Source organism: Aeromonas sp. Y318-3 (assembly GCF_027706185.1).
Classification (GTDB): domain Bacteria; phylum Pseudomonadota; class Gammaproteobacteria; order Enterobacterales; family Aeromonadaceae; genus Aeromonas; species Aeromonas veronii.
In genome coordinates this window covers 12,370-38,160 of record NZ_JAPDCN010000023.1, presented here as the reverse complement: position 1 = coordinate 38,160, position 25,791 = coordinate 12,370, and the positions used below count along the sequence as shown (strand labels likewise).

Below are 25,791 nucleotides of genomic sequence, written 5' to 3'. Positions count from 1 at the left end.
GATATGGGCATGGCCAGCGGGATCCGCTAGCATAGGCGGCAACATATATGATCGATACGCTTTTAAGAGACGAGAGTTCAGATGGATGATCTGCTAGCCCCAGTGCGCCAGTTTTTGCAGTGCGAGACCCCGGATGAGTGGGTAGAGATGGCGCGGGATCCGGCCCGTTTACCGACCCTGCTTATTGATCACGCCAACTGCGAGACCAAGGCCGCACTCACCGCCCACAGTCTGGTGCGCCGCTACTGCCTGCCCAAGGGCAAGCGCCATCTGCTGCCTAAGCTGGAGTTCTATCGCGAGCTGGATGCCATTCCGGAGAAGGCCGAGATCCTGGGCAAACGCAGCATGGGGGAGTCTGATCGCACCGTCTTTGCCGAGCTGGAACGCAATCCACTGCTGTTTCCCATGGTGCGGCTCATTCAGGAAGAACTGCACCACTTCGAGCAGGTGCTGGAGATCATGCAGGCCCGCGGCATCGAATACGGGCCGGTGACGGCCTCCCGCTATGCCCGCCAGTTGATGCAGCATGTGCGCACCCATGAGCCTGCCACCATAGTCGACAAGATGATCATCGGCGCCTATATCGAGGCCCGCTCCTGCGAGCGGTTTGCCAAGTTGGCGCCCCATCTGGACGAGGAGCTGAGCCGCTTCTATGTCTCTTTGCTGCGCTCCGAAGCGCGCCACTATCAGGATTACCTGAGCCTGGCCGAACAGTACGCAGGGGAGGATATCAGCGAACGGATAGCCTTCTTTGGCAAGCTGGAAGCCGAGCTAATCTGCTCGCCGGATCCCCAGTTCCGGTTTCATAGCGGCCTGCCTGTCACATCTGACAGTTGTTGACGCACAGGGGGCAAACTACTATTGCCCTGTTCCTACTACGAGCGACAAGTAGTTACTTTTGAGCGCAATTCCCGGCCCTGAGCCGGGATCTTTTTTTCTGTCGTACCTCCTTCCTGCTTTTGGCGCTCTATGCTGAATCCTTGGCTATTTTTGCGTCTTCCCCTTGCGATGAAATCCTGTTCGATCAGCCGGTTATTGTGGTGATAAAGTGCTCATTCAGGTGGCTCACCCTTGTAGAAACGGGCGAAACCGTGTACTTTTTTGCCTTCGCAAGATTTGAATAACCAATCAATAGGAGCGTGTATGCGCATTGTTCTGTTGGGGGCTCCGGGCGCCGGCAAAGGTACCCAGGCTCAGTTCATCATGGAAAAACACGGTATTCCCCAGATCTCCACCGGCGACATGCTGCGTGCGGCGATCAAAGCGGGCACCGAGCTCGGTCTGAAAGCCAAAGCTGTGATGGACGCAGGTCAGCTGGTCTCTGACGACATCATCATCGGTCTGGTCAAAGAGCGCATCGCTCAGCCGGACTGCGCCAAAGGCTTCCTGTTGGACGGTTTCCCGCGCACCATTCCCCAGGCGCAAGCCATGAAGGACGCCGGTGTCGTGGTTGATTTCGTGCTGGAGTTCGATGTGCCGGACGAAGAGATCGTCAAGCGCATGAGCGGCCGTCGCGTTCACTCCGGCTCCGGCCGTACCTACCACGTGGTGTTCAACCCGCCGAAAGTGGAAGGCAAGGATGACGTGACCGGTGAAGATCTGGTGATCCGCGCCGACGACGAAGAGACCACAGTACGCAAGCGTCTGGATGTATATCATCAGCAGACCGCGCCGCTGATCGGTTTCTACGGCAAAGAGGCGGAAGCGGGCCACACCCGTTACGTCAAGATCGACGGCACCCAGCCGGTTGATCTGGTCAGCAAGCAGCTTGCCACCATTCTGGGCTGATCTTTGCTGCCGGCACTGTTTCCCGTGCCATCAGATAAATAAAGAGAAGGGCCCTGTCGGGCCCTTTTTGCATAATGACAGATAGACAGGAAGCCAACGTGACCACGAAAACCGGAATATTGCTGGTCAATCTGGGTACCCCAGCCGCACCGACCACCGCTGCCGTCAAAGCGTTCCTCAGCCAGTTCTTGCACGATCCCCGTGTGGTGGACCTGCCCCGTTACCTCTGGTGTCCGCTGCTCCACTTCATCATCTTGCCGACGCGCTCGCCCAAAGTGGCCAAGCTCTATCAGCAGGTGTGGACCGAGCAGGGCTCGCCGCTGATGGTGATAAGCAAGCAGCAGCGTGCTGCGCTGGAGCATGAGCTCAAGCGGGAGGGCGTCGATGTGCCGGTGGAGCTGGCGATGACCTATGGTTCCCCGTCAGTGAATGATGGCTGGCAGGCGCTCAAGGCCAAAGGGGTCAACCGGGTGATCCTGTTGCCGCTCTATCCGCAATATTCGGTCAGTACCACCGCCTCGGTCTTCGATGCCTGGAGCAAGGCGATGAAGAGAGAGCGCAATCTGCCGGTGGTACGGCTCATTCGTGATTATCACGCCCATCCCGAATACATACAGGCGCTGGCCATGAGCGTGCGCCGTCACTGGGAGCAGCACGGCCAGGGTGATCACCTGCTGATGTCGTTCCACGGTATTCCCGAGCGCTATGAGAACGAAGGGGACCCCTATGGTCACCAGTGTCGCCATACCGCCAGCTTGCTGGCCGAGGCGCTCGGGCTGGAGTCCGGGCAGTGGACGGCCAGCTTCCAGTCCCGCTTCGGCAAGGAGGAGTGGCTCAAGCCCTACACAGACGTGACCATCGCCGGTATGCCTGCTGCGGGCATCAAGCGGCTCGATGTGATTTGCCCCGCCTTTGCCGCCGATTGCCTCGAAACCCTTGAGGAAATTCAGGTACAAAACCGGGAGATCTTCATGGAGGCCGGTGGCGAGCGGTTTGAATATATTCCGGCCCTCAACAGCGATCAGGCCCACATCAGGATGATGGTCTCACTCATCTGCCGCGAATTGGCATGAGTGACCTGCAGCCAGTCAAACAAGGAGCCGTCTTATGGTGCATATCACGCTGATTTACGCAGGCTTGCTGGGGCTGCTGTTTTTGGGGCTCTCCTTCTGGGTGGTCAAACGCCGCGCCCAGTTCGGGGTGATGATAGGGCAGGGGGAGGCCCCCGAGCTGCTGGCGGCGATCCGGGCCCACGGCAACTTTGCCGAGTATGTGCCGTTGACCCTGCTGCTGATGGCGCTGTGCGAGCTCTCCGGTGCCGGTGCGTTCTGGCTGCATGCCGGTGGCGCCATGCTGCTGGTCGGCCGCATCCTGCATGCCATCGGCATCCAGATCCCCAAAGCCCCCAATGTGCCCCGTTTTCTGGGCACCTTGCTGTTCTGGCTCGCCCTCGGCCTCTTCTCGCTGCTGGCCCTGTTGCAGGGCATGGCGGCCGCCTGAAAACCGACGCTTTTTTATGCTATAGAGCCACCCCGGGCGGGGTGGTTTTTTTATGGTGAAAAGGCAAACGTTTTTCCTTGCAAGCCTTGTCTATACTGACTCCATTATTTAAACAGGGCGACTTTTCGGGGCGGCGGATTGTGTTAAAATCCCGCCCCTCTTTCCCCCAGAGCACAGAACATTGCCATGAAATTTCCCGGTCAGCGCAAGTCCAAACACTACTTCCCTGTCGACAGACGCGATCCCCTGGTTCCGCAAAATCCCCTGTTAACCGAGCTGGGCAAAGCCTACGTGGTCGGGATTGATCAGACCCTGGTTGATATTGAAGCCCATGTGGATGAAGACTTTCTGACCCGTTATGGTCTGAGCAAGGGGCACTCCGTCGTTATCAATGACGATGTAGCCGAACGGATTTATGACGAGCTCAAGGCCAACAACATGGTAGTGAGCGAGTTTGCCGGTGGCACCATCGGCAACACGGTACACAACTACTCGGTACTGGCCGATTCCCACTCCATTTTGCTGGGTGTGATGAGTCAGGATATTCGCATCGGCTGTTACGCCTACCGTTATCTGTGCAACACCTCTTCCCGCGTCAATCTGGACTATCTGCAGCCGGTTGATGGCCCCATCGGCCGTTGCTTCACCTTCATCACCGAGTGCGGCGAGCGCAGCTTCGGCATCAACGCCGGCAAGATGAACCAGCTGGATGTGCAGCACATTCCGGAGGATGTGATCAAAGGGGCGTCAGCCCTGGTGATCACCGCCTATCTGGTGCGTGGTGACGATGGTGATCCGATGAAAGAGGCGGCCATGACCGCGGTGCGTTATGCCCGAGAGGCCGGTATTCCCGTGGTGCTGACCTTGGGCACCCGTTTCGTCATCGACGAAAACCCCCAGTGGTGGCGTGACTTCATTGCCGAGAACGTGACTGTGCTGGCGATGAACGAAGACGAAGGTGAAGCCCTGACCGGTATCGCTGATCCGCTCGGTGCTGCCGACAAGGCACTCGACTGGGCCGACATGGTGCTCTGTACTGCTGGCCCCATCGGCCTTTACATGGCGAGCTACACCGATGAGGACTACAAGCGCGAGACCACTCATACCCTGCTGCCCGGCGTTATCCCCGAGTTCAACATGTATGAGTTCAGCCGCCCGATGGCCCGTGCCAAGTGCCGTAAACCGGCCCGCATCTACTCCCACATCTCCCCGTATATGGGTGGCCCGGAGAAGATCAAGAACACCAACGGGGCAGGGGATGGCGCCCTTTCCGCCGTGCTGCACGACATGGTGGCGAACTCCTATCACCGGATGAATGTGCCCAACTCCGCCAAGCACATCTCCGAGTTCCTGACTTACTCCTCACTGGCCCAGGTGTGCAAATATGCCAACCGCGTCAGCTACGAGGTGTTGGCCCAGAGCAGCCCACGTCTCTCCCGCGGTTTGCCGGAGAAAGAGGACAGCCTGGAAGAGGTTTACTGGGAGCGTTGATCTCCTGAATCTGCAAGACGCCTCCATCGGGAGGCGTTTTTGCAGGCAAATGGGAGTTATCCCGGCTTTTTTCCCGGAATAACCCCAATATGCTTGAGTCCATGTCACTTTTACGACACCATTTGGCCATCGTATTGTCGCCCGACAATGCCGCAGCACCCGAAAGAAAGAGAGAATCCCATGAGCATGCTTAACGACAACCTTGACGCCAATTTCCAACTGTTTATCGAACAAGTCCGCGAGTCGGGTCAGGTGTGGGGTCTGCGCTATGGGGAAGACTGGGTCGTCTGCCGCTCCGCCGAATTTGAAGATGCCGACGTGATGCCGCTCTGGTCTGCCGAAGAGGACGCCCGTCTGCACTGCGTCGACGAGTGGGCCGATTACGAGCCGGAAGTGATCGATCTGGAAGAGTTTCTCGATATCTGGATCAACGATCTGGATGAAGATGATGTGCTGGTCGGCCCGAACTGGAACGCCGATCTGGAAGGCCAGGAGCTCGAACCCATCGAGCTGGCCAAGGCACTGGTTGAACTGGACGCCTGAAAGCGCCTCCATTGATGGCCTGAACGCACAGGCCATCGGGACAAAGACCGGCATCCGTGAGGGTGCCGGTCTTTTTTATGGTCGAATGGCCCGATTGATGAGTTAAAAGCCGATTTGCCTTTGCACCTGTCAGGGGGATGGTCCATCATCAACCTTTTGCCAAGGGAGGAGCGCCATGTTTGTATTCGACGTAACGGGAGCTGCGGGTGAGAAGGCCAGCATTCGGGTGCAGGCGCTGGATTGGGCGCAAGCCGGACCAGTGACCTTCCAGTGCGATGACGATCAGCTGGCGGTCGTACTCCTGAGCGGTTGTCGTTGCGATGCGGTGGGCTTTTTCAACCTGTTGGCGGGGTGCAAACCGCTCTATATCGAACAGTGGCTCAGCTATCTGCAGGAGAGTGGCCGCATTGGTAAATGGACCCATCATACCGAGAGTCCCGCCGATGGGGACTATCTGGCCAGAGCAGGTCTGGAGCACGATGAGCTCAATAGCCTGCTTGGCCAGGTTTATCAGGTGGCGGGGTTCAACCGATTGCAGATCAACCGTTACCTCAAAAACCGCCACAATCCCACTACACTGGCGACCCGTTACGATCAGAAGGAGCTGGAGCGTTACCGCCAGCTCAATGACATCATTCTGACCCTGTTGAAGCTGAAGCATCCTCAGTAAAGAGCCCCAGCTGGCTGATATCCGGTCGCAGCGGTTGCGGCCGGGCGATCAGATAACCCTGCAAGCCATCCACGTACATCCCCTGCAGCAGCTGTTTCTGGCCAAGCTGTTCTACCCCTTCTGCAATCACCTGACATCCCATCCGATGTGATACATCAACGATCATGCGCACGAACTGCTGGTTGGTCTGATCCTGCTCCAGCCCGGTAATAAGGGCAGGATCGAGCTTGATGTAGTCGGGCTTGAGCTCGCGAAACAGGGTGAATGAGCCGATCCCCTTGCCGAAATTGGCGATGGCCGAGCGGCTGCCGTTGCGGCGCAGCAGTTCAAACACCCTCTTGGCGCCGGTCAGGTTGCGTTCCAGATGCTCTTCATCCAGTTCGAACACCAGATTGGCGCTGGTATTGGGATCTTTGAGCAGCTGGCGGTCAAGCCAGATCAGGAAGGCGCTGTTTTGCAGCAGGTTGGGGGAGAGGTTGATCCCCCAGCGACTCTGGTTGGCACCAAAGGCCCGGTACTGACGCATGATGTGGGTAATGACCAGCTGCTCCAGCCGCATCACCATATCCAGCCGCTGGGCCATGGCAAACAGGGTGTCGGTGGGCAGGGCGGTGCCGTCATTGCCGCTGAAGCGGGTGTAGATCTCGTTGTAAGCCAGCATGCTGCGATGCAGGGGCTGGATCGGCTGATAGGTAAAGCTGAGGCGCTCCTGCGCCAGCACTTCGGTCAGCACGTCGCGCCAGTGGTGTTGCCCCTGCAGATCGGAGGCGCTGTCATCCTGCTGGATGGCCCAGCCGTTGATGGTTTCGGTCTGGGCGCGAGCCAGAGCCAGATCCGCTCTGGCCAGCACGGCTTCAATTTTCTGGCCGCTGCTGAGCTTGGTCAGCCCCGAGTAACCGGTGCTCTCCAGCTCGTGCTGATCCTGATAGTGATCGAAGGCCACCTTCAAATCCTGCCCCAGCAGATGGGGAGGAATATTGGCCACCGGTTGCACCAGTACGGCGAAATCGGCCCCCGAAATGCGGTAGACCTGATTGCCCGGGAAGCGGCTTACCACCCGCTTGATAAGGGCCGCCATGTCCTTGATGTAGGCATCACCAGACTGGAAGCCGCGCTGGGCGTTGATTTTGCCAAGCTCGGTGGCACGGATCAGCACCAGGGTCGCGGTCTGGGTGTCCTGATCCCGCTGCAGCAACTCGGTCATGTCGCGGCGAAACGCGTGGCGGTTGAGTAGCTGAGTCAGCTCGTCGGTGGTGGCCAGGTTGCTGAGCTCGGTCAGCTGGCGATGAGCGCTCTGCTCGGCGCTTTCGAACTGCTCCAGCAGCTGTTGCAGCACCTCCTGGGAGGCGGGCTCATCGAGTTGTGAGGGGTCCCGCCCCCTGATCGCCTTGACCCAGGTGAGCTCCTGATGCTGGAGCATGCCATCCATGGTGCGGATGGCCAGCATCAACAGCAGGATCATGCAAAGCAGTGTGGTGGCCAGAATAATGGCCAAAGTGAGCGGTGTGCTCTGCAGGGCTAACCAAACTGCTTGCAGGAGCAGCAGGGGTATGGTCACTATGGTGGCGATCAGAAAGAGGGTACGTCCGAGCTTGTGAACCATCTTGTCATCCTTGAAGTGGCTGCTTTGTGGGGGAATTTTAACCAAGCTGGCGGAGCAAAGCATGCTATTCCTCGCAACTCGGTGAAAAGGGTCAATTGAGATCGGTTAAATGTGAGTGAAACCACTTTCACAGGTGCCGAAACAGGCGAAGATGAGTTGAAAATAGATCAAACAAGGCAGAGGTAAATCATGTTGTTAGAGCCCGAAAATAGTGCCAAAGCACGACAATTATTGAACCAGAGTATGGCACTGGTGCTGGCGGGTGGACGTGGCAGTCGCCTGAAGCAGTTGACTGACAACCGCGCCAAGCCTGCCGTCCATTTCGGTGGCAAATTCCGGATCATTGATTTTGTGCTCTCCAACTGTATCAACTCGGGGATCCGCCGCGTTGGTGTAGTCACCCAATACAAGTCTCACAGTCTGCTGCGTCACCTGCAATCGGGCTGGTCCTTCCTGCGTTACCAGATGAACGAATTCATCGACCTGCTCCCTGCCCAGCAACGGGTGGACGAGGTGCACTGGTATCGCGGCACCGCCGATGCCATCTATCAGAACGTCGATATCATCCGTGACTACGGCCCCAAATACCTGGTGGTGCTGGCGGGGGATCACATCTACAAGATGGATTACGCTGCCATGCTGCTCGACCATGTGCGCCTTGGCGCCAAGGTGACTGTGGCTTGTATCGAGGTGCCGCGGGCTGAGGCATCCGCCTTCGGGATCATGGATATCGACGAGCAGCGCAAGATCCGCGCCTTCGTCGAAAAACCGGCCAATCCGCCCGCCATGCCGGGTTGCGAAGATCGCTCGCTGGCCTCCATGGGGATCTATATCTTCGAGGCGGAGTACCTCTATCAACTGCTGGAGGAGGATATTCATAATCAGGACTCCAAACACGACTTCGGGATGGATGTGATCCCCCGCATCGTGGAGGAGGGGATGGCATTTGCTCACCCCTTCAACATGTCCTGTGTCGGGGCGCGCGAGGGGCAAAAGCCCTACTGGCGTGACGTGGGTACGCTGGACTCCTTCTGGGAAGCGAACATGGATCTCGCCTCCGTGCTGCCCGAGCTCGATATCTACGATCAGAACTGGCCCATCTGGACCAGCCAGACCCTGACGCCACCGGCCAAGTTTGTGCAGGATCGCAATGGTCAGCATGGCATGACCATCAACTCCATGTTCTCGGGCGGTACCATCGTCAGTGGGTCATTTGTGCTCAACTCGGTGCTCTTTACCAATGTGCGGGTGCACTCCTTCTGCACCCTGGATCAGGCCATCATCTTCCCCGGGGTAGAGATTGGTGCCGGTTGCCGTCTGCGCCGGGTGGTGGTGGATAAAGGGTGTGTGCTACCCGATGGGCTGGTGGTGGGCGAGAATGCCGATGAGGATAGCCGCCGCTTCTACCGCTCCGAGCAGGGGATTGTGCTGGTGACCAAGGAGATGCTGGACAAGCTGGTTTGAGAAAGGCCCCTGAAACTGTGTCAGACGTTGTAATGCAAAGGGAGCCATAGTGGCTCCCTTTTTCATGCTGGTGAATGGCGAGGATTATTCGCTAACCACTGCTTTAGCGGCCATCACCATGGCGGTGCCGTGCTTGCCACCGGCGGCAGTCACTTGCGGTACGCCATCTTCATCGGTGTCGCTGCCAGCACCTTCGATGATGTTCTCGCCGGAGTCACCGATCCACTCGGCCATCTGCATGCCACCGTTGACGGTGCCACGGAACCAGCTGACGTACTGACCGGTCAGCTTGGCCAGCTCCAGCTCGGGCGCCTTCTCGGCCCCTTCGTTGCGCAGGTTCAGCATGGCTGAGCGCAGGGCGCCGGAGATGGCAGCTTGGGTCCAGGGAGTGTATTCACCCTGTTTACCCGCCAGCCAGGTGCCCGCCTTGGCATTGAAGTAGGCCTTGTCGGTGGCGATAAACAGCTCGCGGGCAGCAGTGCGGTACTTGGCATCGGAGGTAGCGAGGAACGCGGCAGTCAGACCACGGATGGCGGCGAACTGTGCATCGATGGAGTGGCCGGCATCGAGCTTGCCACCTAGCGTGATGCCGTCATGCACCAGACCATTTTTGCCCTTGAGGTTGGCAAGGATGAAATCGGCCTGCTTGCGGATAAGCTCAAGCGCTTGCTGACCCTGCCTGGTCTTGAGGTTCAGCTCGCCATTGTCACCGGCGGCGTAACCGACCGGCAGCGCGTCCTGAGCGCGCTGGAAGATCTGCAGGGCGACCAGTGCGTAAGCGGCGTCAAAGGTGGTGACGTGCTTGCCCTGTTTGCCTGCCTGCCAGCTGTCGACCAGGGTGCCAGCCTTGGTATCAAAGTGCAGGGCTACCAGGTTCTTGAAGGTGAGGTTTGAGAGATTGATCGCCAGCGAGAAGGCATCGCTGCCCGCGACCGCTTTGCCCAGGTCATTGGTCTTGTTGGCAGCCGGAGCGGCGGCAAACGGCGCACCGTCAAACACGGCGTGGAAGGCCGGGTTCTGGTTGGTGTTGGCGCTGCGCTGATCGCTGAAGGCATAGAACTCGGAGAGCGGCCACAGCATCATCCAGGCATCGCGCAGCTGGGCGGAGCCATCCACCACCTCCAGCTTGCCGATGGCACCGGCATCGTTGTTGCTGGTTTCGGTCACTTTCACCTGATGGGGGAAGTAAATCACGCCCTTGGCCGGATCGTACTGCGGGGTGATTTTGGCGCCCAGTTGCTTGCCATCGAAGCCAAGCTGGTTCTGCATGATGGCCAGCTTGTCGATGGACTGCTCGGTCAGCATCATGCCGTTGAAACCATCGGCGGCAGAGACGCCCAGCTTGTGCTTGCCATCCTGATCCATGGTGGCGGAGGCGGCTTCTACCTCTTCATCGGTCTCGGCCACGTGCATGCCGCCGAGGAAGTCTTGCGACCACATCACCTCTTTGAGCAGGATGCCGCCCACCGCTGCGGGCACCAGCAGGTTGTCGCTGCCGCTCCAGCGCAGGGTGCTGTAGTCGCGGAAGTAGGCGGGCACCTGGGTCTTGACGGTTTTCTCGGTCCCTTTGGCGGTCTTGATGGTGATCTGGTCACCATTGACCGGAGTGGTATTCACTGCCTGGGCAAACTCAGGATTGGCGGAGGCGTAGGGCAGGGAGAGGGGATACATGCCCTGCGGCACTTCATCCGCCGGGAAGCCAACGGCATCGGCCATGGCCAGCACCCGTTGCCCCAGAGAGGCCATGGTGCCACCACGAGCCAGGTTTTGCGGCCCGTTTACCAGATGCGGGCCCATGCCGGATTGGTAGTTGAGGGCGTACATCGCCTCTTCGGAGTATTCGTAGGATTCGATGCCGGCAGCGAAGTCGAACGGGGTCGGCTCATCGGCACGGTTGGCATCCAGCACATCCAGATCCAGCCCCAGCGCTTCGGCCAGCGGCTCACCGGAGAGCTCGAATTCGGTATAGGCCAGCATGTTGGCGGCGGTATTGAATGTCTTGTCTTCGACTTTGACGGCAGCGTGTGCGGCGCCGCTGATCAGTGCGCAGGCAATCGCCTGAACCAGTACGGTTTTTCTCATGTCCCTTCTCACCATTGGTTTTATTATTGACGCTTCTCATGACGAATCTAAATGAGAATGGTCTGCATTATGCTGTGTTGAGGGGGACTTGAGAAGTAAAAAACCGCCCTGATCGGTAGCACGTTAAAGCAGACGTGCGCTGTCGAAGAGGACGGTTATCTGTTTATTGCGCTGAAAGTGCCGGTGCGGCGGGGGTCAGAGCAGCTTGAACGGGATGACCAGACGGCCTGGCTCCACCTTGAGGGCTTCGACCTTCTCCTTGATCCTGGCTTCGTTCTTGCGGCTGTTGTCGAGGCGATAGACCGGGGTCTGCGACAGGAACAGGGAGAGCGACTGATTGAAGGTGGGCAGCAGCGGGGTGAGGGCGGCCCCGATATCGGCCGGCTCAGTCTTGACCGAGACCAGCTCAAGGTCGCGCAGATAGATGGCGCCTTGATCGGCCACATAGTCCGGACGGGCGCTCAAAGCAAAGCGGATCTTCATCTGCTGGCTGCCAAGGGGGCTGCTCACCTGCAGGTCGCCAGCGGCGTCCAGCTCGATGCGATCTGCTTGTTTGCGGCCGATACGGCTATGCATCTCGTCCAGACGGATCTTGCTCGACATGATGCCGGGGATCCCCAGCTGTTTTTCAAAAGAGACCTGATCTTTGAGGTACTGGTTGATTTCGGCCTCGCTGACGTTGTACTGGGTCAGGGAGCAGGCCCCCAGCAGCAGGGCGAGGGGGAGTAACAACAGCTGTTTCAACATGATGGATTCCGCTTGGGCAACTATGATGGCGCTATCTTACGCGATAACGGGCGTGGAATGAGAGCCTCATACCCTGGGAAATCACGGACTTGCTGCATTCCCGATTGTTTTTTGGCAACCGCCGGGTTCATCATCGACGAGTGAGCGGAATAAGGTAGAGCTGTTTGCTGCGGGTGTGGGTCTACGCCTGAGCAGAGAGAGAACAGAGAGCGAGAAGAGCACAGAGAACGAGGAGATCGCAATGGTTCGGATGGGCAAGGTTGGTCGCAGGGCGCTGCTGTGGCTTGGCTGCATGATGGGACTGTGGAGCCCGTTGCTGTGGGCCGAGGTGAAAGTGATCCCGGTCTTCGAGGCGCAGGCGGCGGTGCAGACCCTCAAGGAGATCTATCCCCAGCTTGGGGTCAGCGCCATGGGTAACCAGTTGGTGCTGAGCGGGACGCCAGCCCAGCTGCAGGAGGCCGAAGCCACGCTGGCGCAGGTCAATCAGCCGCCGCAAAGTCTGCTTATCGAGTGGCGGGTGGAGGGCGCTGCCAGCAGTCAGCAACTGGGGGGCTCAATCAGTCGCGACGAGGCCAAACGGCAGTGGCTGCTCGATGGCAACGCCCGGCAGTACCAGCGCAGCCAGAACGACAGCTGGCAGGTGCGGGGGCTGTCGGGTCGTCCCGTGCTGCTGCAGATGGGCTCCTATCAGCCGGTCACCTTCTATCAGTGGAACGGGGGCGCCGTAGTGGGGATGATGCCGCTGGTGAACGGCCTCTATGCCACGGCCACCTTGATTGGCGATCGGGTGCAGATTGCGCTGAGCAGTGAACAGGCGAGGCTGGATCAGGGCACCATCAATCGTGGGCAGAGTGCCACCGAGGTGAGCGGGGCCCCGGGCCAGTGGCTGACGGTGGGGGAGCTCTCGACCAGCTCAGCGGATCAGGGGAGCAGCCTCGGTACCCAGCTACAGGGGGGGCGAGGCAGCCAGAGCGAGCGCCAGACTCTGCAGATCCGGGTCACTCGTCAATAGGTGTCAGCCCCGTCAGTGGGGCTGATCTGCGGCATATTCCCGCAGTTGGCGACTGCGCAGCAGATACCAGAGCGCCCAGAGGCTGGCGACCAGCACCAGTGCGGTGGGCCAGCTGAATGACCACTTCTGCAGATTGAGGCTGTGCAACTGCATCAGCAGGCCGCTGACGGCAGAGCAGAGCAGCAGCAGCGGGCTGTGGCGCCGGAGTCTGGCGCGAATGCTCTGGGTCTGCTGATAGGTGCCGCCGCAGGCGAGCAACGCCAGGATGGCGGGCACGTCGGTCAGCAGGCTGATGTAGAGGGTGATCTTGTCTGGATAGAAGAGGGTCAGGATCTCGCTGCCGCGCTCGCGGGTGACCCCTGCCATCAAAAAGAGCCAGACCGAGCGGGTCAGCAACAGGGCGATGGGCCAGAACCAGAGGGGCGGGCGCAACTGGCCGTGATCGTCATATCGGTGTTCGGGGTAGAGGGTCATGGTTGCCCGTTATCCACTTGAATTGAGTGATGAAGGGGATATGGGGCGACGAAGCGCCCTTTGCAAGGCGTTGGGCGTGGCGCAAATTAATCGGGGGGCCATGCCCCCCAATCGGTTTCTTCAGATATCGCAGCGCGCGTCGGCGGCGTTACAGCCAGCCTTTGCGCTTGAAGAAGAGGCCGGTGCCGAGCGATGACATCACCATCAGCACCAGTGACATGGGATAACCATACTCCCAAGCGAGCTCCGGCATGCGGCCGAAGTTCATGCCGTAGATACTGGCGATCAGGGTCGGCGGCAGGAAGATCACGGCGGCTACCGAGAAGATCTTGATCACCTTGTTCTGCTCCAGATTGGTCACCCCCATGGAGGCCTCCAGCTGGAAGTTGATCTTGTCGAACAGGAACTGGGTGTGGGGCAACAGGGATTCCACGTCGTGCAGCATCTCGTCGATCCACTTGTTCTGCTCAAGGCTCATGCGCTGGCGCAGGCTGCGTTTGAGGAAGCGCAGGGCGCGGCGGGTATCGTGCAGAGAGAGACGGATCTGGCCGTTGGCCTCTTCCTGTGCCATCAACTCTTTCAGCATGGGGTTGATCTGATCCGGCTCGAAGATCTGATCGGCGGTGTTTTCCAAGGTCTTGTAACCATCTTCGATAAGGTCGGAGAGGTACTCCACCTTGAGGTTTTGCACTTCCAGCAGGATGTCGAGGGCATCCTCCACCTCCAGCCGATCCTGGCGCATATAGTGGCGCAGCAGGCGCACCAGCCCGATGTCATCTTCACGAATGCTGATCAGCAGGTTGTTGCGCAGGGTAAAGGAGACGTGGACACCCTTGGTGTCACGACCGATCCGCTGGGGAAACAGGGAGTGAATGTGCAGACCATCGGTATCCCAGTAAAAACGGGCAGATGCTTCGATGTCGTCGAGCTCTTCCTTGTCGGGGACCTCTTCCAGGAACAGGCCCGTCAACCATTCTCGCTCTGCCGTGTCCGGCTTATAGGCATCCAGCCAGACCGTGTTGTCAGGTACTATGTCGTCAGGCCCGAGCGTGACTATGTCCAGCACCTTGTTATTGAGAATGTAGGCGGTGATCATCTGTCCCCCCTTAAAAAGTCATGGGTAATCAGGGATGGTTGCACAGGTCATGCGGCCTTAGATCGCTGCAGAAGGCGATCCCGTGGATAAGCAGATCGGGCCGATGGAAAACCTGAATGCGGCGAACTATACAGGGGCGGGCCGCGCTTGTCAGGGGCTATTCATCAGGGATTCAGCTTGTTTGTTCAAAAAAACAGCGAGGTCGGATCACCTGAGTGGCTATGCGGGGTAGAACCCAGCCTTTGGCTGGGGGAGGGCTAGCTGGGGCTGCTTGTTGCCGCTGCCCCGCTTCATCACATATTCGGATAATTGGGCCCGGAGCCCCCCTGTGGCGGCGTCCAGATAATGTTTTGACTGGGGTCCTTGATATCGCAGGTTTTGCAGTGGATGCAGTTGGCGGCGTTGATCTGCAGTTTGGGCGCGCCTTCCATTTCAAGCACTTCAAACACCCCTGCCGGGCAGTAGCGTTGGGCGGGTTCGGCCCAGGTGGGCAGATTGACCTCGACCGGAATGCGCTCGTCCTGCAGCTTGAGGTGGCAAGGTTGATCCTCGTCGTGACTTGTGTTGGCCAGATACACAGACGAGAGCTTGTCAAAGCTCAGCTTGCCATCGGGTTTGGGATAAGGGATGGGCTTGCAGCGGCTGGCCACGCGCAACTGACGGTAGTCGTGAGCCTTATCGAGCAGCTTGAAGGGCGAGTTTGCGCCAAACAGCCGTTGCTCCAGCCAGTTGAAGGCACCGCCCAACCAGGGACCATAGCGATGAAGAGCCGCGCCGAAGTTGCGCGCCGCCTTGAGTTCGCGGGCCAGCCAGCTCTGGTGCAGCTCGTCACCATACTGGGCCAGATCCCGGCCCCCTTCATCGCCCCCCCGCAGCGCCATCGCGACGGTTTTTGCCGCCAGCATCCCCGATTTCATGGCGGTGTGGATCCCCTTGATGCGGGAAAAGTCGAGGGTGCCGGCATCGCAGCCGATCAGCAGGCCGCCCGGGAAGTGCATACGGGGCAGGGCGTGCCAGCCCCCCTTGGTGATGGCGCGGGCGCCATAGCTGATGCGTTCACCCCCTTGCAACACGCCGGCGATAAGCGGGTGATGCTTGAGGCGCTGGAATTCGTCGAACGGGCTGAGCCAGGGATTCTGGTAGTTGAGATCGACAATCAGCCCTACTGCCACCTGATCCCCCTCCATGTGATAGAGATAGAAGCCACCGTGGCTATTGCCGCCCCCCTGCTTGCCAAGGGGCCAGCCACTACCGTGTAGCACCTGTCCCGCTTTGCCTTGGCCAGCAGGCAGTTGCCACAGCTCCTTGAAGCCGATGGCATAGTGCTGGGGCTGGGCAGGGCTGGCCAGGTTGAAGTCGGCGATCAGCTGCTTGCCGAGATGACCGCGGGCCCCTTCGGCAAAGAGGGTGTAGCGACCGAGCAGTGCCATGCCGGGCACATGATCAGCTTTTGGATTGCCCGCCCGATCCAGCCCCAGATCGCCGGTGATGACCCCCTTGACCCGGCCCGCTTCCATGATAAGTTCGCTGGCGGTAAATCCCGGGTATATTTCGACTCCCAGTTTTTCCGCCTGTTGGCCAAGCCAGCGGCAGAGATTGCCCAGACTGACCACATGGCAACCCTCATTGTGCATCCGGGGCGGCACCGCCCAAGCGGGGAGTTGCAGGGAGCGTTGCTCGCTTTGCAGCAGATGCACCTGATCGTCGTTGACCGGTACGCCGAGCGGCGCTTGCTGCCAGCAATCCGGCAGCAGCTCTTGCAAGGCGACGGGATCAAACAGGGCGCCGGAGAGCAGATGGGCGCCAATTTCGGTCCCCTTCTCCAGCAGACAGACAGAGAGAGTGGCATCCTGCTGTTTCAGGGCGATGGCTGCACTGAGCCCCGCCGGACCGCCGCCGACGATGACGACATCAAATTCCATTGCTTCCCGTTCCATCTTGCCTCTGCGCTCTGGTTGGCCTAGGGTAATGCTGGTAGTTTACGTAAACGTAAAGCAGTTGTAAGCAAAGCTGAGCAAGAAAAAGCAAAAAATCAGGGAAGAGAGTACTGCAACAAACGCAGAGGCACACTAATGAATTCAATCCAAAGAGACGAGGCATGACCCCATGAAGCTGCTGGTCGCGATCAAACGGGTAGTCGACTACAACGTCAAGATCCGGGTGAAGGGAGACGGCTCCGACGTGGAGCTCGCCAATGTGAAGATGGGGATCAACCCCTTTTGTGAAATTGCGGTGGAGGAGGGGGTCAGGCTGCGGGAAGCCGGGGTTGCCAGCGAACTGGTGGTGGTGACCTTCGGCCCTGACGCTGCCGCCGAGCAACTGCGCCATGGGCTGGCGCTGGGGGCGGATCGGGCGCTGCATTATGTCACCGATGAGACGCTCACCCCGCTGACGGTTGCCCGCGCCTTGCACAAGGTGTGTGGGCAGGAGCAGCCGGATCTGGTGCTGCTTGGCAAGCAGTCCATCGATTCAGACAACAATCAGGTGGCCCAGATGCTGGCTGCCCTAAATGATTGGCCGCTGGCGACCTGCGCGTCAGCCCTCAAGGTGGAAGCGGGAGAACTGCTGGTGACTCGCGAAATCGACGGTGGCCTCGAGACCCTGGGCATGCCGTTGCCTGCGGTGGTGAGCGCCGATCTGCGTTTGAATGAACCGCGTTTTGCCTCGCTGCCGAACATCATGAAGGCCAAGCGCAAGCCGCTTGATAGCGCTCCGTTCTCGACACTCGCCGTTGAGGTGGCCAACCAGACCCGTTTGCTCGGGGTGATGGCGCCGCCAGCCCGCAGCGCCGGGATCAAGGTGGGCTCGGTGGACGAGCTGGTGGACAAACTCAAACACGAAGCGAAGGTGCTGCCATGAGCGTGCTGATCATTGCCGAACATCATCAGGGCCATCTGGCCGACAACGTGGCACAACTGGTGACCGCCGCCGGATCCATCGGCGGTCAAGTTGACCTGCTGTTGCTGGGTCAGGGGCTGACCGAGGCGGGTGAACAGGCGGCAGCCCTCAGCGGTGTCGACAAGGTTCTGCTTGCCGAGCATCCCCTGCTGGTCGACGGGCTGCTGGATGGGGTCGACAAGCTGCTGGCCAGCTGGTGCGAAGGTTACAGCCACTGCCTGATGGCGGCGAGTACCATGGGCAAGGCGCTGCTGCCACAGGTAGCGGCTCGGCTCGGGGTGGAGATGCTCTCCGAGGTGACGGCTATCGAGAGCAGCGACACCTTCCTGCGCCCCATCTATGCGGGCAATGCCATCGCCAGAGTGGCAAGCTCGGCGCCCGTCAAGGTGATGACGGTGCGGGCCACCGCGTTTGCCAAGGCGGCGACAGGCGGGCAGGCTCCCATCGAGCACTTGGCCGTGCCTGAATTCGCTGGTCGTACCCGGCTGGTGGAGCGCCGCGCGGTGCGCTCCACCAGGCCCGAACTGACCGCCGCCCGGGTAGTTGTCTCCGGTGGCCGGGCTCTGGGCTCCAAGGCGCAATTTGCCCTGATTGAGGCGCTGGCCGACAAGCTGGGTGGGGCGGTGGGGGCATCGCGAGCCGCCGTTGATGCGGGATATGTTGCCAACGATCTGCAAGTGGGGCAGACCGGCAAGGTGGTGGCGTCCGAGCTCTATATCGCGGTCGGCATTTCGGGGGCCATCCAGCATCTGGCGGGGATGAAGGAGTCGAAGGTGATTGTGGCCATCAACAAGGACAGCGATGCCCCCATCTTTCAGGTGGCGGACTACGGGCTGGTGGGGGATCTCTTCACTCTGCTTCCGGAGCTCACCGCCAAACTGTAAATTTGTCAGAAATGGCTGAGCTGTGGTCGTTTATGCGCTCTGCCCGCCATTTCTGTGCATGTTCCCTGCAAGCCCTGACCCGTTCAGGGCTTTTTCTACTGCAAGGGGGATGCAGAGTGACGGTAAAAGGTTGAGCCAGCTCCCAAAAAGCCTTTGATCCGCTGGCTGCTCTTGTGTAAAACCTGACAAGTCATCGATTACTCTCATCCACTCACGGAAAGCGTCATGAGCAAACAGATTTACAACTTCTGCGCCGGCCCCGCCATGCTGCCGGTTGAAGTCATGGAGCGCGCCCAGCGCGAATTTTGTAATTTTCAGGGGCTGGGAGCCTCGGTCATGGAGCTTTCCCATCGCGGCAAGCCCTACATGGCGGTTGCCGAGAAGGCCGAAGCGGATCTGCGCGAACTGCTGGCGGTGCCGGACAACTACAAGGTGCTCTTCATGCACGGTGGCGGCCGCGGTCAGTTCTCTGCCGTACCCATGAACCTGCTGGGCGGGGCCAACAAGAAGGCGGACTTCCTGCTGACCGGCGTCTGGTCCCAGAGCGCGGTGGATGAAGCCAAAAAGTATGGCGATATCCAGACCTTCCAGGGGGTTGCCAAGAACGAGCAGGGGATCTCTCACCTGTTGCCGACCCCGGCGTTTCGCGCCGATGCGGCCTATGTTCACTACTGCCCGAACGAAACTATTGACGGCATCGAGATGTTTGACATCCCGGCTACCGGCGAGGTGCCGCTGGTGGCGGATCTCTCCTCCACCATTCTCTCCCGTCCTCTCGATGTGAGCCGCTTTGGTATCATCTATGCCGGTGCCCAGAAAAATATCGGGCCGTCCGGGCTTGCCATCGCCATCGTGCGCGATGATCTGCTGGAGCAGGCCAGAGCCGATGTCCCCTCGATTTTCGACTACAAGCTCACTGCCAAGAACGACTCCATGTTCAACACACCGCCCACCTACGCCTGGTATCTGGCCGGCCTGGTGTTCGAGTGGCTCAAGGAACAGGGTGGCCTCGAGGCGATGGAAGCGCGCAACAAGGAGAAGGCAGACTTCCTCTATGACTATCTCGATCAGTCGAGCTTCTACGGCAATCAGGTGGATGTCAGCTGCCGTTCGCGCATGAACATCCCGTTCCAGCTGAAAAATGCCGAGCTGGACAAGCAGTTCTTGGCCGAATCGGAAGCTGCTGGCCTGCTGGCCCTCAAGGGGCACCGTATTGTCGGTGGCATGCGCGCCAGCATCTACAACGCCATGCCGCTGGATGGGGTGAAGGCACTGGTGAGCTTTATGGATGGCTTTGCCAAACGCCACGGCTGAGAAGAGAGTACTTACATGCCTGCTGGCGGCCTCTCGTGACAACTCGTGAGCCGCTTCCAGCTATTACAGTGATTCAAGACGCCGGGGATACCCCGGCGTCTTTTTTTCAACAGAACCAGCGCGCTGGCGTTTACCGTGCGATTTCCCCTGAAAGTGCCCTTGCCGAGCGGGACGCAGGCTGTTAACGTCCGGACAGGCGTTTATTTTTGAGATAGCACAGGAAGTCTATGAATTCGTTGCGTTTGGAACCCATTTCTCGTGTGGCCGGTGAGGTCAATCTGCCCGGCTCCAAGAGTGTCTCTAACCGTGCGCTGCTGCTGGCGGCGCTGGCTCGTGGCACCACCCGTCTGACCAACCTGCTCGACAGCGATGACATTCGTCATATGCTGGCTGCGCTGACCCAGCTCGGGGTCAAGTACAAGCTCTCCGCCGACAAGACCGAGTGTACGGTGCAGGGCCTGGGCCGCAGCTTTGCGGTAAAAGAGCCGGTCAATCTGTTCCTTGGCAACGCCGGTACCGCCATGCGCCCGCTCTGCGCCGCCCTGTGCCTCGGCTCCGGTGAATATACCCTGGGCGGCGAGCCGCGCATGGAAGAGCGTCCCATCGGCCATCTGGTGGATGCCCTGCGTGAAGCAGGTGCCCATATCCAGTACCTGAAACACGATGGTTATCCGCCGCTGGTGGTGGATGCCAAGGGGCTGTGGGGCGGCGATGTGCACGTCGATGGCTCCGTCTCCAGCCAGTTCCTGACCGCGTTTTTGATGGCGGCGCCGATGGCGGCCGGTGATACCCGGATCCACATCAAGGGGGAGCTGGTCTCCAAGCCTTATATCGACATCACCCTGCACATCATGAAGCAGTTCGGGGTGGTCATCGAGCACGACAACTACAAGCTGTTCTACATCAAGGGCAACCAGACCTACATCAGCCCGGGTGACTTTCTGGTGGAAGGGGATGCCTCGAGCGCCTCCTACTTCCTCGCGGCGGGCGCCATCAAGGGCAAGGTGCGGGTCACCGGTATCGGCAAGCACAGCATTCAGGGTGATATCCACTTCGCCGACGTGCTGGAGAAGATGGGCGCGCGCATCACCTGGGGTGATGATTTCATCGAGGCGGAGCAGGCGCCGCTGCACGGAGTGGATATGGACATGAACCATATTCCCGATGCGGCCATGACCATCGCGGTTGCCGCGCTGTTTGCCGAGGGGCCGACCTCCATTCGCAATATCTACAACTGGCGGGTGAAGGAGACCGATCGTCTGCACGCCATGGCGACCGAGCTGCGCAAGCTGGGCGTTGAAGTGGAGGAGGGGCATGACTTTATCACCGTGACCCCGCCGACCCAGCTCAAGCATGCCGAGATCGATACCTACAACGATCACCGTATCGCCATGTGCTTCTCGCTGGTGGCGCTGTCGGATACCCCGGTCACCATCAATGATCCCAAGTGCACGTCGAAGACCTTCCCGGATTACTTCGACAAGCTGGCCAGTATCAGCCAGCGTGGCTGATCACTGACAAACCCGTCATCACCGACGCTTCGGGCCCGCGCTGAGCGGGCCTTTTTGCCTTCCTCACCAGTATCGTCATTTCGCTTAGCATCATTTCAATAACTTGCAAGATTGCCATATAAAATAGTTTTGTAATTGCTGTAATTTCCTATTTACACATGCCCTGTCGCGGGCTATGTTGAGATTTCCTAATCGCAGTCATCTAGCAGGAAGCCTTGTCATGCAGCATCAAACCGACGACGTTCGTATCAGTGAAATCAAAGAGTTATTACCCCCGGTTGCGGTGCTTGAGAAGTTTCCGGCTACCGAGGTGGCCTCGTCCACCGTTTTTGAATCCCGTCAGGCCATTCACAATATCCTGGCTGGCGAAGATGATCGTCTGCTGGTGGTGATTGGTCCTTGCTCCATCCATGATCCGGTTGCCGCGCTGGAGTACGGCAAGCGCCTCAAGGCGTTGCGCGACGAGCTGAAAGGTCAGCTGGAGATCGTGATGCGGGTCTACTTCGAAAAACCGCGCACCACAGTGGGCTGGAAGGGGCTGATCAACGATCCGTACCTCGACAATAGCTGCAAGATCAACGACGGTCTGCGCATTGGTCGCAAGCTGTTGCTGGATCTCAATGACATGGGGCTGCCGACTGCCTCCGAGTTCCTCGACATGATCACCCCGCAATATGTGGCGGATCTGATGAGCTGGGGTGCGATCGGCGCTCGTACCACCGAATCCCAAGTGCACCGCGAGCTGGCCTCCGGTCTCTCCTGTCCGGTGGGCTTCAAGAATGGCACTGACGGCACCATCAAGGTTGCCATCGATGCCATTGGCGCTGCCAGTGCGCCGCACCACTTCCTGTCGGTCACCAAATACGGTCACTCCGCCATCGTGGCGACCCGCGGCAACCCGGACTGTCACATCATTCTGCGTGGTGGTCGTGAGCCGAACTACAGCGCGGCCCATGTCAGCGAAGTTGTGAAGGGGCTGGAGAAGGCCGGTCTGCCCCAGAAGGTGATGATCGACTTTAGTCATGCCAACAGCAGCAAGCAGTTCAAGAACCAGATGGTGGTGGCCGAGGATGTGGCCGGTCAGCTGCGTGCCGGCAGCAAGGCGGTGTTTGGTGTGATGGTGGAGAGCCATCTGGTAGAAGGCCGTCAGGATCTGGTGGAAGGGTGTGAACTGACTGTTGGTCAGAGCATCACCGATGCCTGCATCGGTTGGGCTGATACCGAAGTGCTGCTGCGCAACCTGGCTGATGCCGTCGCAACCCGTAACGCCCGTTAAAGCTATCCTAGCGGCGCTGTTAATAGTCAGCGCGCCGCTGGAACAGCAACGATGCCATTCGGCCAAATCGAATCAATAAAGCAAAAGCGCGACCCTCGGGTCGCGCTTTGTCGTTGGTGAAGTGGATTACCAGCGGTAGGTTTTCAGCAGAGCCTCCAGTTTCTGACACTGCTCCACCAGCTGGATGCTGGCGAGATTGGCGGCGTGCGCCTGACCCAGGGTGTCGTTGGAGGTGTTGCGAATATCGCTCACCGAGCTGTCTACCTCATGGCAGACCCTGTCCTGCTCTTCGGCCGACTGGGCCATCTGGGCGTTGAGGTCGTTGATGCGGGCGATGCGCTCGATGATGTTCTGCATGGCTGCCAGGGTCGCTTCGGTCTTGCTGATGCTCTCATCGGCTTTGCTTTTTGCATCCCCGATCACCGTAACTGCGCTCTGGGCCTCATTTTGCAGGGCGGCGATCATCTGTGAGATCTCTTCGCTGGCGGCGCGGCTGCGGTTGGAGAGGGCCCGCACTTCATCGGCTACTACCGCAAAGCCACGGCCTTGCTCACCTGCCCGGGCCGCTTCAATTGCAGCGTTAAGGGCCAGCAGGTTGGTCTGATCGGCAATCCCCTTGATCACCTCGAGTACGCCGTCAACCGCCAGGCAGCGGCTGTCGAGTTGCTGGATCACCTGATCCACCCGATCGATCTCTGCCGACATCTCGCCCATATCGGTGATGGAGTGCTGGGCGAGGCGACTGGTGTCAGCGGCATCCTGATTGGTGAGGGCGGAGAGCTCGGCGCTGTGGCGGGCATGTTCGCGCACTTCATGAGAGCTGGCGGCCAGTTCGCTCACGGCGGCGGCGACCTGGGTGGTCATCCCCTCTTGCTGGCGGGCCGAGTTTTCGGTCTGGGTGGCGACTTGACGGATCTGGTTCGACTCCTGATAGAGCTGGTGGGTCGCCCCTTCCACCTCCTGCAGGCTGTGGCGGAAGCCCTGCACCATATCATTGACGGCGCGGGTCATCTGGCCCAGTTCATCCCGGCTGTGATTGACCAGGGGGAGGGCGAGGTCGCGCTCTTTGGCCATCCGGATCATGGTGAGCTGCAGCTGGCGCAGGGGGTGTTTCACGTAACGTTGCAATACCCACCAGAGCAAGCCGAAGCCGATGCTGAAGACGGCGGCCAGGCTGCCGCTCAGGATCAGGTTGTTGTGGCGGATCTCGCCGAAGGTGTGGCTGAGGTCATAACTGATCCGCACTGCCCCCATCACGGTTCCTTCATTGACCTGGTGACAGGTGAGGCACTGGGTGCCGCGATACTCCTTGTAGGCTTTGAACGGTTTGATCAGGATGAGCCGGTTGCCCTGCTGCTCCAGGATGGCTTCGCCCTGATTGATGGCACGCTCATCGAGGAGATCCTGCGCTTTCTGATCCGGATGACCCGGGCCAAACAGGTTGCTTACTGCTGGTGCGCGCACCAGACGGGCCTCAACGATGCCCGCTTCACTCTTGAGTTTGGTCTGCACTATCTGCCGGTTGGCCATGCCACCTGTCATCATCAGCACGTTCACCTGATCCATATAGGTGTTGGCCATGCTCTCAACTTTCTCCTCTGCCAGCCGGATGGCGAGATCCCGTTGCAGCCAGGCGGAGAGTTCGAAGCAGAGGCCAAAGGTGGTGCTGATGACCAGCGCAAGAGGGAGGAATATTTTCCAGTTCAAGGAGAGGTTATGCATTTTGGGCAAGTTCCATGCGCTTGGTGTTGTTATGTGATCCCGTATCATCTTGATCGTAGACGAAGAAACGGCGGGAGATGGTTCTCTATCGGCACACGATAACCACTCTTGAGTAAATAATCTGTTAAGCAGATCGGTAATGCAGGTTGCCAAAATGCCTTTCGGGAGAGGGGCTGCTCCTCGGGTTGATCCAGAACAAATTTCCAGTAACGATAATCGTTATCATTGTCATTATTTGCTGATAATAGTGACCATCATGAATCTGACCCCTTCCATGACCGGTATTGCCACGCCGGATCCCCTCAAGTTTGCTTTTAGCGCCAAGACCTCGGCTCACGCCAGTCGGGGAGGGATGCGCCCCTTCCCGCTGGATGAGGCTGGCTGGCAGAGTTGGTGGCAGCGAGAGAGTGAAGCTGAAGAGCGCGCCCTCTACATCCACATTCCGTTTTGCCGAAAGCGCTGCAGCTTCTGCAATTTCTTTGAAAATGGCGCCAATCCGGCGCGGATCAACCGCTATGTCAACGCCTTGTGCGCCTCCCTTGCGCAGGCGGCTGACACCCCGCTGGCGCAGAGCATGCCATTTTCAGCCGTCTATGTAGGGGGCGGTACGCCGACCGACATGAGCGCCGACGAGCTGGCCATGCTGGCCGCCGTGATCCGCCGTTTTCCGCTGGCGGCGGATGCCGAGGTGACACTGGAGGGGCGGCTCAACGGCTTTGATGAAGAGAAATGGCAGGTGGCGCTGGCGGGGGGCTTCAACCGCTTCTCATTCGGGGTGCAGAGCTTTGATACCCGGGTGCGTCAGCAGGCGGCCCGTTTCGATGACAGGGAGACGCTGCTGACCCGTCTGGGTGAGCTGACCCGGGATGATGCGGCTGTGATCGTGGCGGATCTCATCTTTGGTCTGCCCGGTCAGGATGATGCCGTGTGGCAGCAGGATATCCGCGATGTGATGGCGAGTGGTGTACACGGGGTCGATCTCTACCAGCTCATCGCCATGCAGGGCACCAATCTGGAGCGGGCGCAGGAGAAGGGCACTCTGGATTGGCTCGCCGATGGCCAGCAGCGGGCGGCCATGTATGCCTATGGCGGGGCGCAACTGGAAGCTCACGGCTGGGAGCGTCTCTCTTGCAGTCACTGGCGGCGCAGCCCGGCCGAGCAGAGTCGTTATAACCAGATGGCCAAGCGCGGTGCGGAGATCCTCCCCTTTGGTGCCGGTGCGGGGGGCAGTATTCTTGGTCACGGCTTGATGTATGGGCGGGATCTGGCCCCCTGGCATGACGCGCTGGCCAGTGGCAAGCGGGCGCCCGGGATGGTGATGGGGCGCAATCCCAATGCAAGGATGGACGGTCTGCTGCGTGGCGCCCTCGACAGTGGCGTGCTGGCGCTGGATCGTCTGCCAGCGCCTTTGCTGACCCACCTGATGCCGCTTTTTGCCGCCTGGCAGCAGCACGGGCTGGCCGAGGTCGAGAATGCACGGTTGCAACTCTCCCTCGCCGGACGCTTCTGGAACGTCAATATGCAGGCTGGCTTGTTCGAGTTCTTGCAGCTCAATCCGCTCGATGGTTCAGCGCCGCCCAGCCATGGTACTGCCGCGGTACGCCATTCGCTGGTTTGAGCCCGAGCGGAGCATTTGCACGGAGCGCTTACATGGCTCCGAGCGATCCATAACGAAAGAGGGAGCCTTGCAGGCTCCCTCTTTTGGCTTGGCAGTTA

The 25,791-nt window shown here is 59.4% G+C and carries 22 protein-coding genes; 15 read left to right on the top strand and 7 right to left on the bottom strand.

All coding sequences use genetic code 11. The annotated features are described in order from the left end of the window. The first annotated feature begins 81 nt into the window (after window positions 1-81). The 7 genes from miaE (at window position 82) to OKB77_RS21825 (ending at window position 5,992) form a co-directional block, all read left to right on the top strand. Window positions 82-840 (top strand): tRNA isopentenyl-2-thiomethyl-A-37 hydroxylase MiaE, encoded by a 759-nt coding sequence (gene miaE, locus OKB77_RS21855; protein WP_265776241.1) that lies wholly within the window; start codon window positions 82-84, stop codon window positions 838-840. A 303-nt stretch (window positions 841-1,143) separates the two neighbouring features. Continuing rightward, window positions 1,144-1,788 (top strand): adenylate kinase, encoded by a 645-nt coding sequence (adk, locus tag OKB77_RS21850; protein ID WP_005337083.1) that lies wholly within the window; start codon window positions 1,144-1,146, stop codon window positions 1,786-1,788. Between the two features lie 98 nt (window positions 1,789-1,886). Beyond that, on the top strand, window positions 1,887-2,861 hold the full coding sequence (gene hemH / locus OKB77_RS21845) for a ferrochelatase (protein WP_265776242.1): 975 nt from the start codon (window positions 1,887-1,889) through the stop codon (window positions 2,859-2,861). A gap of 34 nt (window positions 2,862-2,895) precedes the next feature. Further along, on the top strand, window positions 2,896-3,288 hold the full coding sequence (locus OKB77_RS21840; RefSeq protein ID WP_058057442.1) for an MAPEG family protein: 393 nt from the start codon (window positions 2,896-2,898) through the stop codon (window positions 3,286-3,288). Window positions 3,289-3,474: 186 nt separating this feature from the next. Further along, the gene (locus tag OKB77_RS21835) at window positions 3,475-4,779 is read left to right on the top strand and encodes an inosine/guanosine kinase (protein ID WP_005337079.1); all 1,305 of its coding nucleotides are present in this window, start codon (window positions 3,475-3,477) and stop codon (window positions 4,777-4,779) included. A 180-nt stretch (window positions 4,780-4,959) separates the two neighbouring features. Continuing rightward, window positions 4,960-5,322, top strand: a complete 363-nt coding sequence (locus OKB77_RS21830; protein ID WP_005337077.1) for a DUF2750 domain-containing protein — start codon at window positions 4,960-4,962, stop codon at window positions 5,320-5,322. Between the two features lie 175 nt (window positions 5,323-5,497). After that, a complete protein-coding gene (locus OKB77_RS21825) occupies window positions 5,498-5,992 on the top strand; it encodes a hypothetical protein (RefSeq protein WP_265776243.1) in 495 nt (164 codons plus the stop codon). Here the strand turns inward: OKB77_RS21825 and OKB77_RS21820 are convergent. Further along, on the bottom strand, window positions 5,955-7,595 hold the full coding sequence (locus tag OKB77_RS21820) for an EAL domain-containing protein (RefSeq protein WP_270818487.1): 1,641 nt from the start codon (window positions 7,593-7,595) through the stop codon (window positions 5,955-5,957). The genes OKB77_RS21825 and OKB77_RS21820 overlap by 38 nt on opposite strands. Window positions 7,596-7,784: 189 nt before the next feature. On the opposite strand from OKB77_RS21820, the gene glgC reads away from it, so the two are divergent. Continuing rightward, window positions 7,785-9,059 carry a glucose-1-phosphate adenylyltransferase gene (glgC, locus tag OKB77_RS21815; protein ID WP_005337070.1) on the top strand — a complete coding sequence of 425 codons (1,275 nt, stop codon included), beginning with the start codon at window positions 7,785-7,787 and terminating at the stop codon, window positions 9,057-9,059. Between the two features lie 84 nt (window positions 9,060-9,143). On the opposite strand, the gene OKB77_RS21810 is transcribed toward glgC, so the two are convergent. Continuing rightward, a complete protein-coding gene (locus tag OKB77_RS21810; RefSeq protein ID WP_265776244.1) occupies window positions 9,144-11,141 on the bottom strand; it encodes a hypothetical protein in 1,998 nt (665 codons plus the stop codon). Between the two features lie 195 nt (window positions 11,142-11,336). After that, window positions 11,337-11,888 (bottom strand): lipoprotein, encoded by a 552-nt coding sequence (locus tag OKB77_RS21805; protein ID WP_265776245.1) that lies wholly within the window; start codon window positions 11,886-11,888, stop codon window positions 11,337-11,339. A gap of 292 nt (window positions 11,889-12,180) precedes the next feature. On the opposite strand from OKB77_RS21805, the gene OKB77_RS21800 reads away from it, so the two are divergent. Beyond that, window positions 12,181-12,900, top strand: coding sequence for a hypothetical protein (locus OKB77_RS21800; protein WP_404974333.1), 720 nt, complete (start codon window positions 12,181-12,183; stop codon window positions 12,898-12,900). A 12-nt stretch (window positions 12,901-12,912) separates the two neighbouring features. Here the strand turns inward: OKB77_RS21800 and OKB77_RS21795 are convergent, their stop codons facing one another. The 3 genes from OKB77_RS21795 to OKB77_RS21785 all read right to left on the bottom strand — a co-directional run bounded on the left by OKB77_RS21795 (window position 12,913) and on the right by OKB77_RS21785 (window position 16,407). Beyond that, a complete protein-coding gene (locus tag OKB77_RS21795; protein WP_047438295.1) occupies window positions 12,913-13,374 on the bottom strand; it encodes a DUF2919 domain-containing protein in 462 nt (153 codons plus the stop codon). Window positions 13,375-13,522: 148 nt separating this feature from the next. Continuing rightward, window positions 13,523-14,470 (bottom strand): magnesium/cobalt transporter CorA, encoded by a 948-nt coding sequence (corA, locus tag OKB77_RS21790; protein ID WP_005337059.1) that lies wholly within the window; start codon window positions 14,468-14,470, stop codon window positions 13,523-13,525. Window positions 14,471-14,763: 293 nt separating this feature from the next. Beyond that, window positions 14,764-16,407 carry an electron transfer flavoprotein-ubiquinone oxidoreductase gene (locus OKB77_RS21785; RefSeq protein WP_199428070.1) on the bottom strand — a complete coding sequence of 548 codons (1,644 nt, stop codon included), beginning with the start codon at window positions 16,405-16,407 and terminating at the stop codon, window positions 14,764-14,766. 169 nt (window positions 16,408-16,576) lie between these two features. On the opposite strand from OKB77_RS21785, the gene OKB77_RS21780 reads away from it, so the two are divergent. From OKB77_RS21780 to aroG, 5 genes are all read left to right on the top strand, one after another. Beyond that, complete coding sequence (locus OKB77_RS21780) at window positions 16,577-17,329, top strand: electron transfer flavoprotein subunit beta/FixA family protein (RefSeq protein WP_150388964.1); 753 nt, start codon at window positions 16,577-16,579, stop codon at window positions 17,327-17,329. Continuing rightward, complete coding sequence (locus tag OKB77_RS21775; protein WP_270818472.1) at window positions 17,326-18,252, top strand: electron transfer flavoprotein subunit alpha/FixB family protein; 927 nt, start codon at window positions 17,326-17,328, stop codon at window positions 18,250-18,252. The genes OKB77_RS21780 and OKB77_RS21775 overlap by 4 nt, the downstream gene beginning before the upstream one ends. A 225-nt stretch (window positions 18,253-18,477) precedes the next feature. Then, the gene (gene serC / locus OKB77_RS21770) at window positions 18,478-19,566 is read left to right on the top strand and encodes a 3-phosphoserine/phosphohydroxythreonine transaminase (RefSeq protein ID WP_270818471.1); all 1,089 of its coding nucleotides are present in this window, start codon (window positions 18,478-18,480) and stop codon (window positions 19,564-19,566) included. A 227-nt stretch (window positions 19,567-19,793) separates the two neighbouring features. Next, window positions 19,794-21,077 (top strand): 3-phosphoshikimate 1-carboxyvinyltransferase, encoded by a 1,284-nt coding sequence (aroA, locus tag OKB77_RS21765; RefSeq protein ID WP_005351267.1) that lies wholly within the window; start codon window positions 19,794-19,796, stop codon window positions 21,075-21,077. Between the two features lie 220 nt (window positions 21,078-21,297). Continuing rightward, entirely contained in the window at window positions 21,298-22,353 is a 1,056-nt protein-coding gene (gene aroG / locus OKB77_RS21760; RefSeq protein WP_005351268.1) for a 3-deoxy-7-phosphoheptulonate synthase AroG, read from the top strand. A gap of 126 nt (window positions 22,354-22,479) precedes the next feature. On the opposite strand, the gene OKB77_RS21755 is transcribed toward aroG, so the two are convergent. Next, entirely contained in the window at window positions 22,480-24,075 is a 1,596-nt protein-coding gene (locus tag OKB77_RS21755; RefSeq protein WP_150388967.1) for a methyl-accepting chemotaxis protein, read from the bottom strand. A 256-nt stretch (window positions 24,076-24,331) separates the two neighbouring features. Here OKB77_RS21755 and hutW point away from each other — a divergent pair, with 256 nt between their 5' ends. Continuing rightward, the gene (hutW, locus tag OKB77_RS21750) at window positions 24,332-25,693 is read left to right on the top strand and encodes a heme anaerobic degradation radical SAM methyltransferase ChuW/HutW (protein ID WP_265776249.1); all 1,362 of its coding nucleotides are present in this window, start codon (window positions 24,332-24,334) and stop codon (window positions 25,691-25,693) included. Window positions 25,694-25,791: the final 98 nt, after the last annotated feature.

Excerpts from the sequence above, each read along its gene's own strand:
- hutW (WP_265776249.1), top strand. The coding sequence starts at position 24,332 with ATGAATCTGACCCCTTCCATGACCGGTATTGCCACGCCGGATCCCCTC.
- adk (WP_005337083.1), top strand. The coding sequence starts at position 1,144 with ATGCGCATTGTTCTGTTGGGGGCTCCGGGCGCCGGCAAAGGTACCCAG.
- OKB77_RS21835 (WP_005337079.1), top strand. The coding sequence starts at position 3,475 with ATGAAATTTCCCGGTCAGCGCAAGTCCAAACACTACTTCCCTGTCGAC.
- OKB77_RS21800 (WP_404974333.1), top strand. The coding sequence starts at position 12,181 with ATGATGGGACTGTGGAGCCCGTTGCTGTGGGCCGAGGTGAAAGTGATC.
- OKB77_RS21775 (WP_270818472.1), top strand. The coding sequence starts at position 17,326 with ATGAGCGTGCTGATCATTGCCGAACATCATCAGGGCCATCTGGCCGAC.
- OKB77_RS21825 (WP_265776243.1), top strand. The coding sequence starts at position 5,498 with ATGTTTGTATTCGACGTAACGGGAGCTGCGGGTGAGAAGGCCAGCATT.
- corA (WP_005337059.1), bottom strand. The coding sequence starts at position 14,470 with ATGATCACCGCCTACATTCTCAATAACAAGGTGCTGGACATAGTCACG.
- OKB77_RS21810 (WP_265776244.1), bottom strand. The coding sequence starts at position 11,141 with ATGAGAAAAACCGTACTGGTTCAGGCGATTGCCTGCGCACTGATCAGC.
- aroA (WP_005351267.1), top strand. The coding sequence starts at position 19,794 with ATGAATTCGTTGCGTTTGGAACCCATTTCTCGTGTGGCCGGTGAGGTC.
- OKB77_RS21830 (WP_005337077.1), top strand. The coding sequence starts at position 4,960 with ATGAGCATGCTTAACGACAACCTTGACGCCAATTTCCAACTGTTTATC.
- aroG (WP_005351268.1), top strand. The coding sequence starts at position 21,298 with ATGCAGCATCAAACCGACGACGTTCGTATCAGTGAAATCAAAGAGTTA.
- miaE (WP_265776241.1), top strand. The coding sequence starts at position 82 with ATGGATGATCTGCTAGCCCCAGTGCGCCAGTTTTTGCAGTGCGAGACC.
- OKB77_RS21840 (WP_058057442.1), top strand. The coding sequence starts at position 2,896 with ATGGTGCATATCACGCTGATTTACGCAGGCTTGCTGGGGCTGCTGTTT.
- OKB77_RS21780 (WP_150388964.1), top strand. The coding sequence starts at position 16,577 with ATGAAGCTGCTGGTCGCGATCAAACGGGTAGTCGACTACAACGTCAAG.
- OKB77_RS21785 (WP_199428070.1), bottom strand. The coding sequence starts at position 16,407 with ATGGAACGGGAAGCAATGGAATTTGATGTCGTCATCGTCGGCGGCGGT.
- OKB77_RS21820 (WP_270818487.1), bottom strand. The coding sequence starts at position 7,595 with ATGGTTCACAAGCTCGGACGTACCCTCTTTCTGATCGCCACCATAGTG.
- OKB77_RS21755 (WP_150388967.1), bottom strand. The coding sequence starts at position 24,075 with ATGCATAACCTCTCCTTGAACTGGAAAATATTCCTCCCTCTTGCGCTG.
- glgC (WP_005337070.1), top strand. The coding sequence starts at position 7,785 with ATGTTGTTAGAGCCCGAAAATAGTGCCAAAGCACGACAATTATTGAAC.
- OKB77_RS21805 (WP_265776245.1), bottom strand. The coding sequence starts at position 11,888 with ATGTTGAAACAGCTGTTGTTACTCCCCCTCGCCCTGCTGCTGGGGGCC.
- OKB77_RS21795 (WP_047438295.1), bottom strand. The coding sequence starts at position 13,374 with ATGACCCTCTACCCCGAACACCGATATGACGATCACGGCCAGTTGCGC.
- serC (WP_270818471.1), top strand. The coding sequence starts at position 18,478 with ATGAGCAAACAGATTTACAACTTCTGCGCCGGCCCCGCCATGCTGCCG.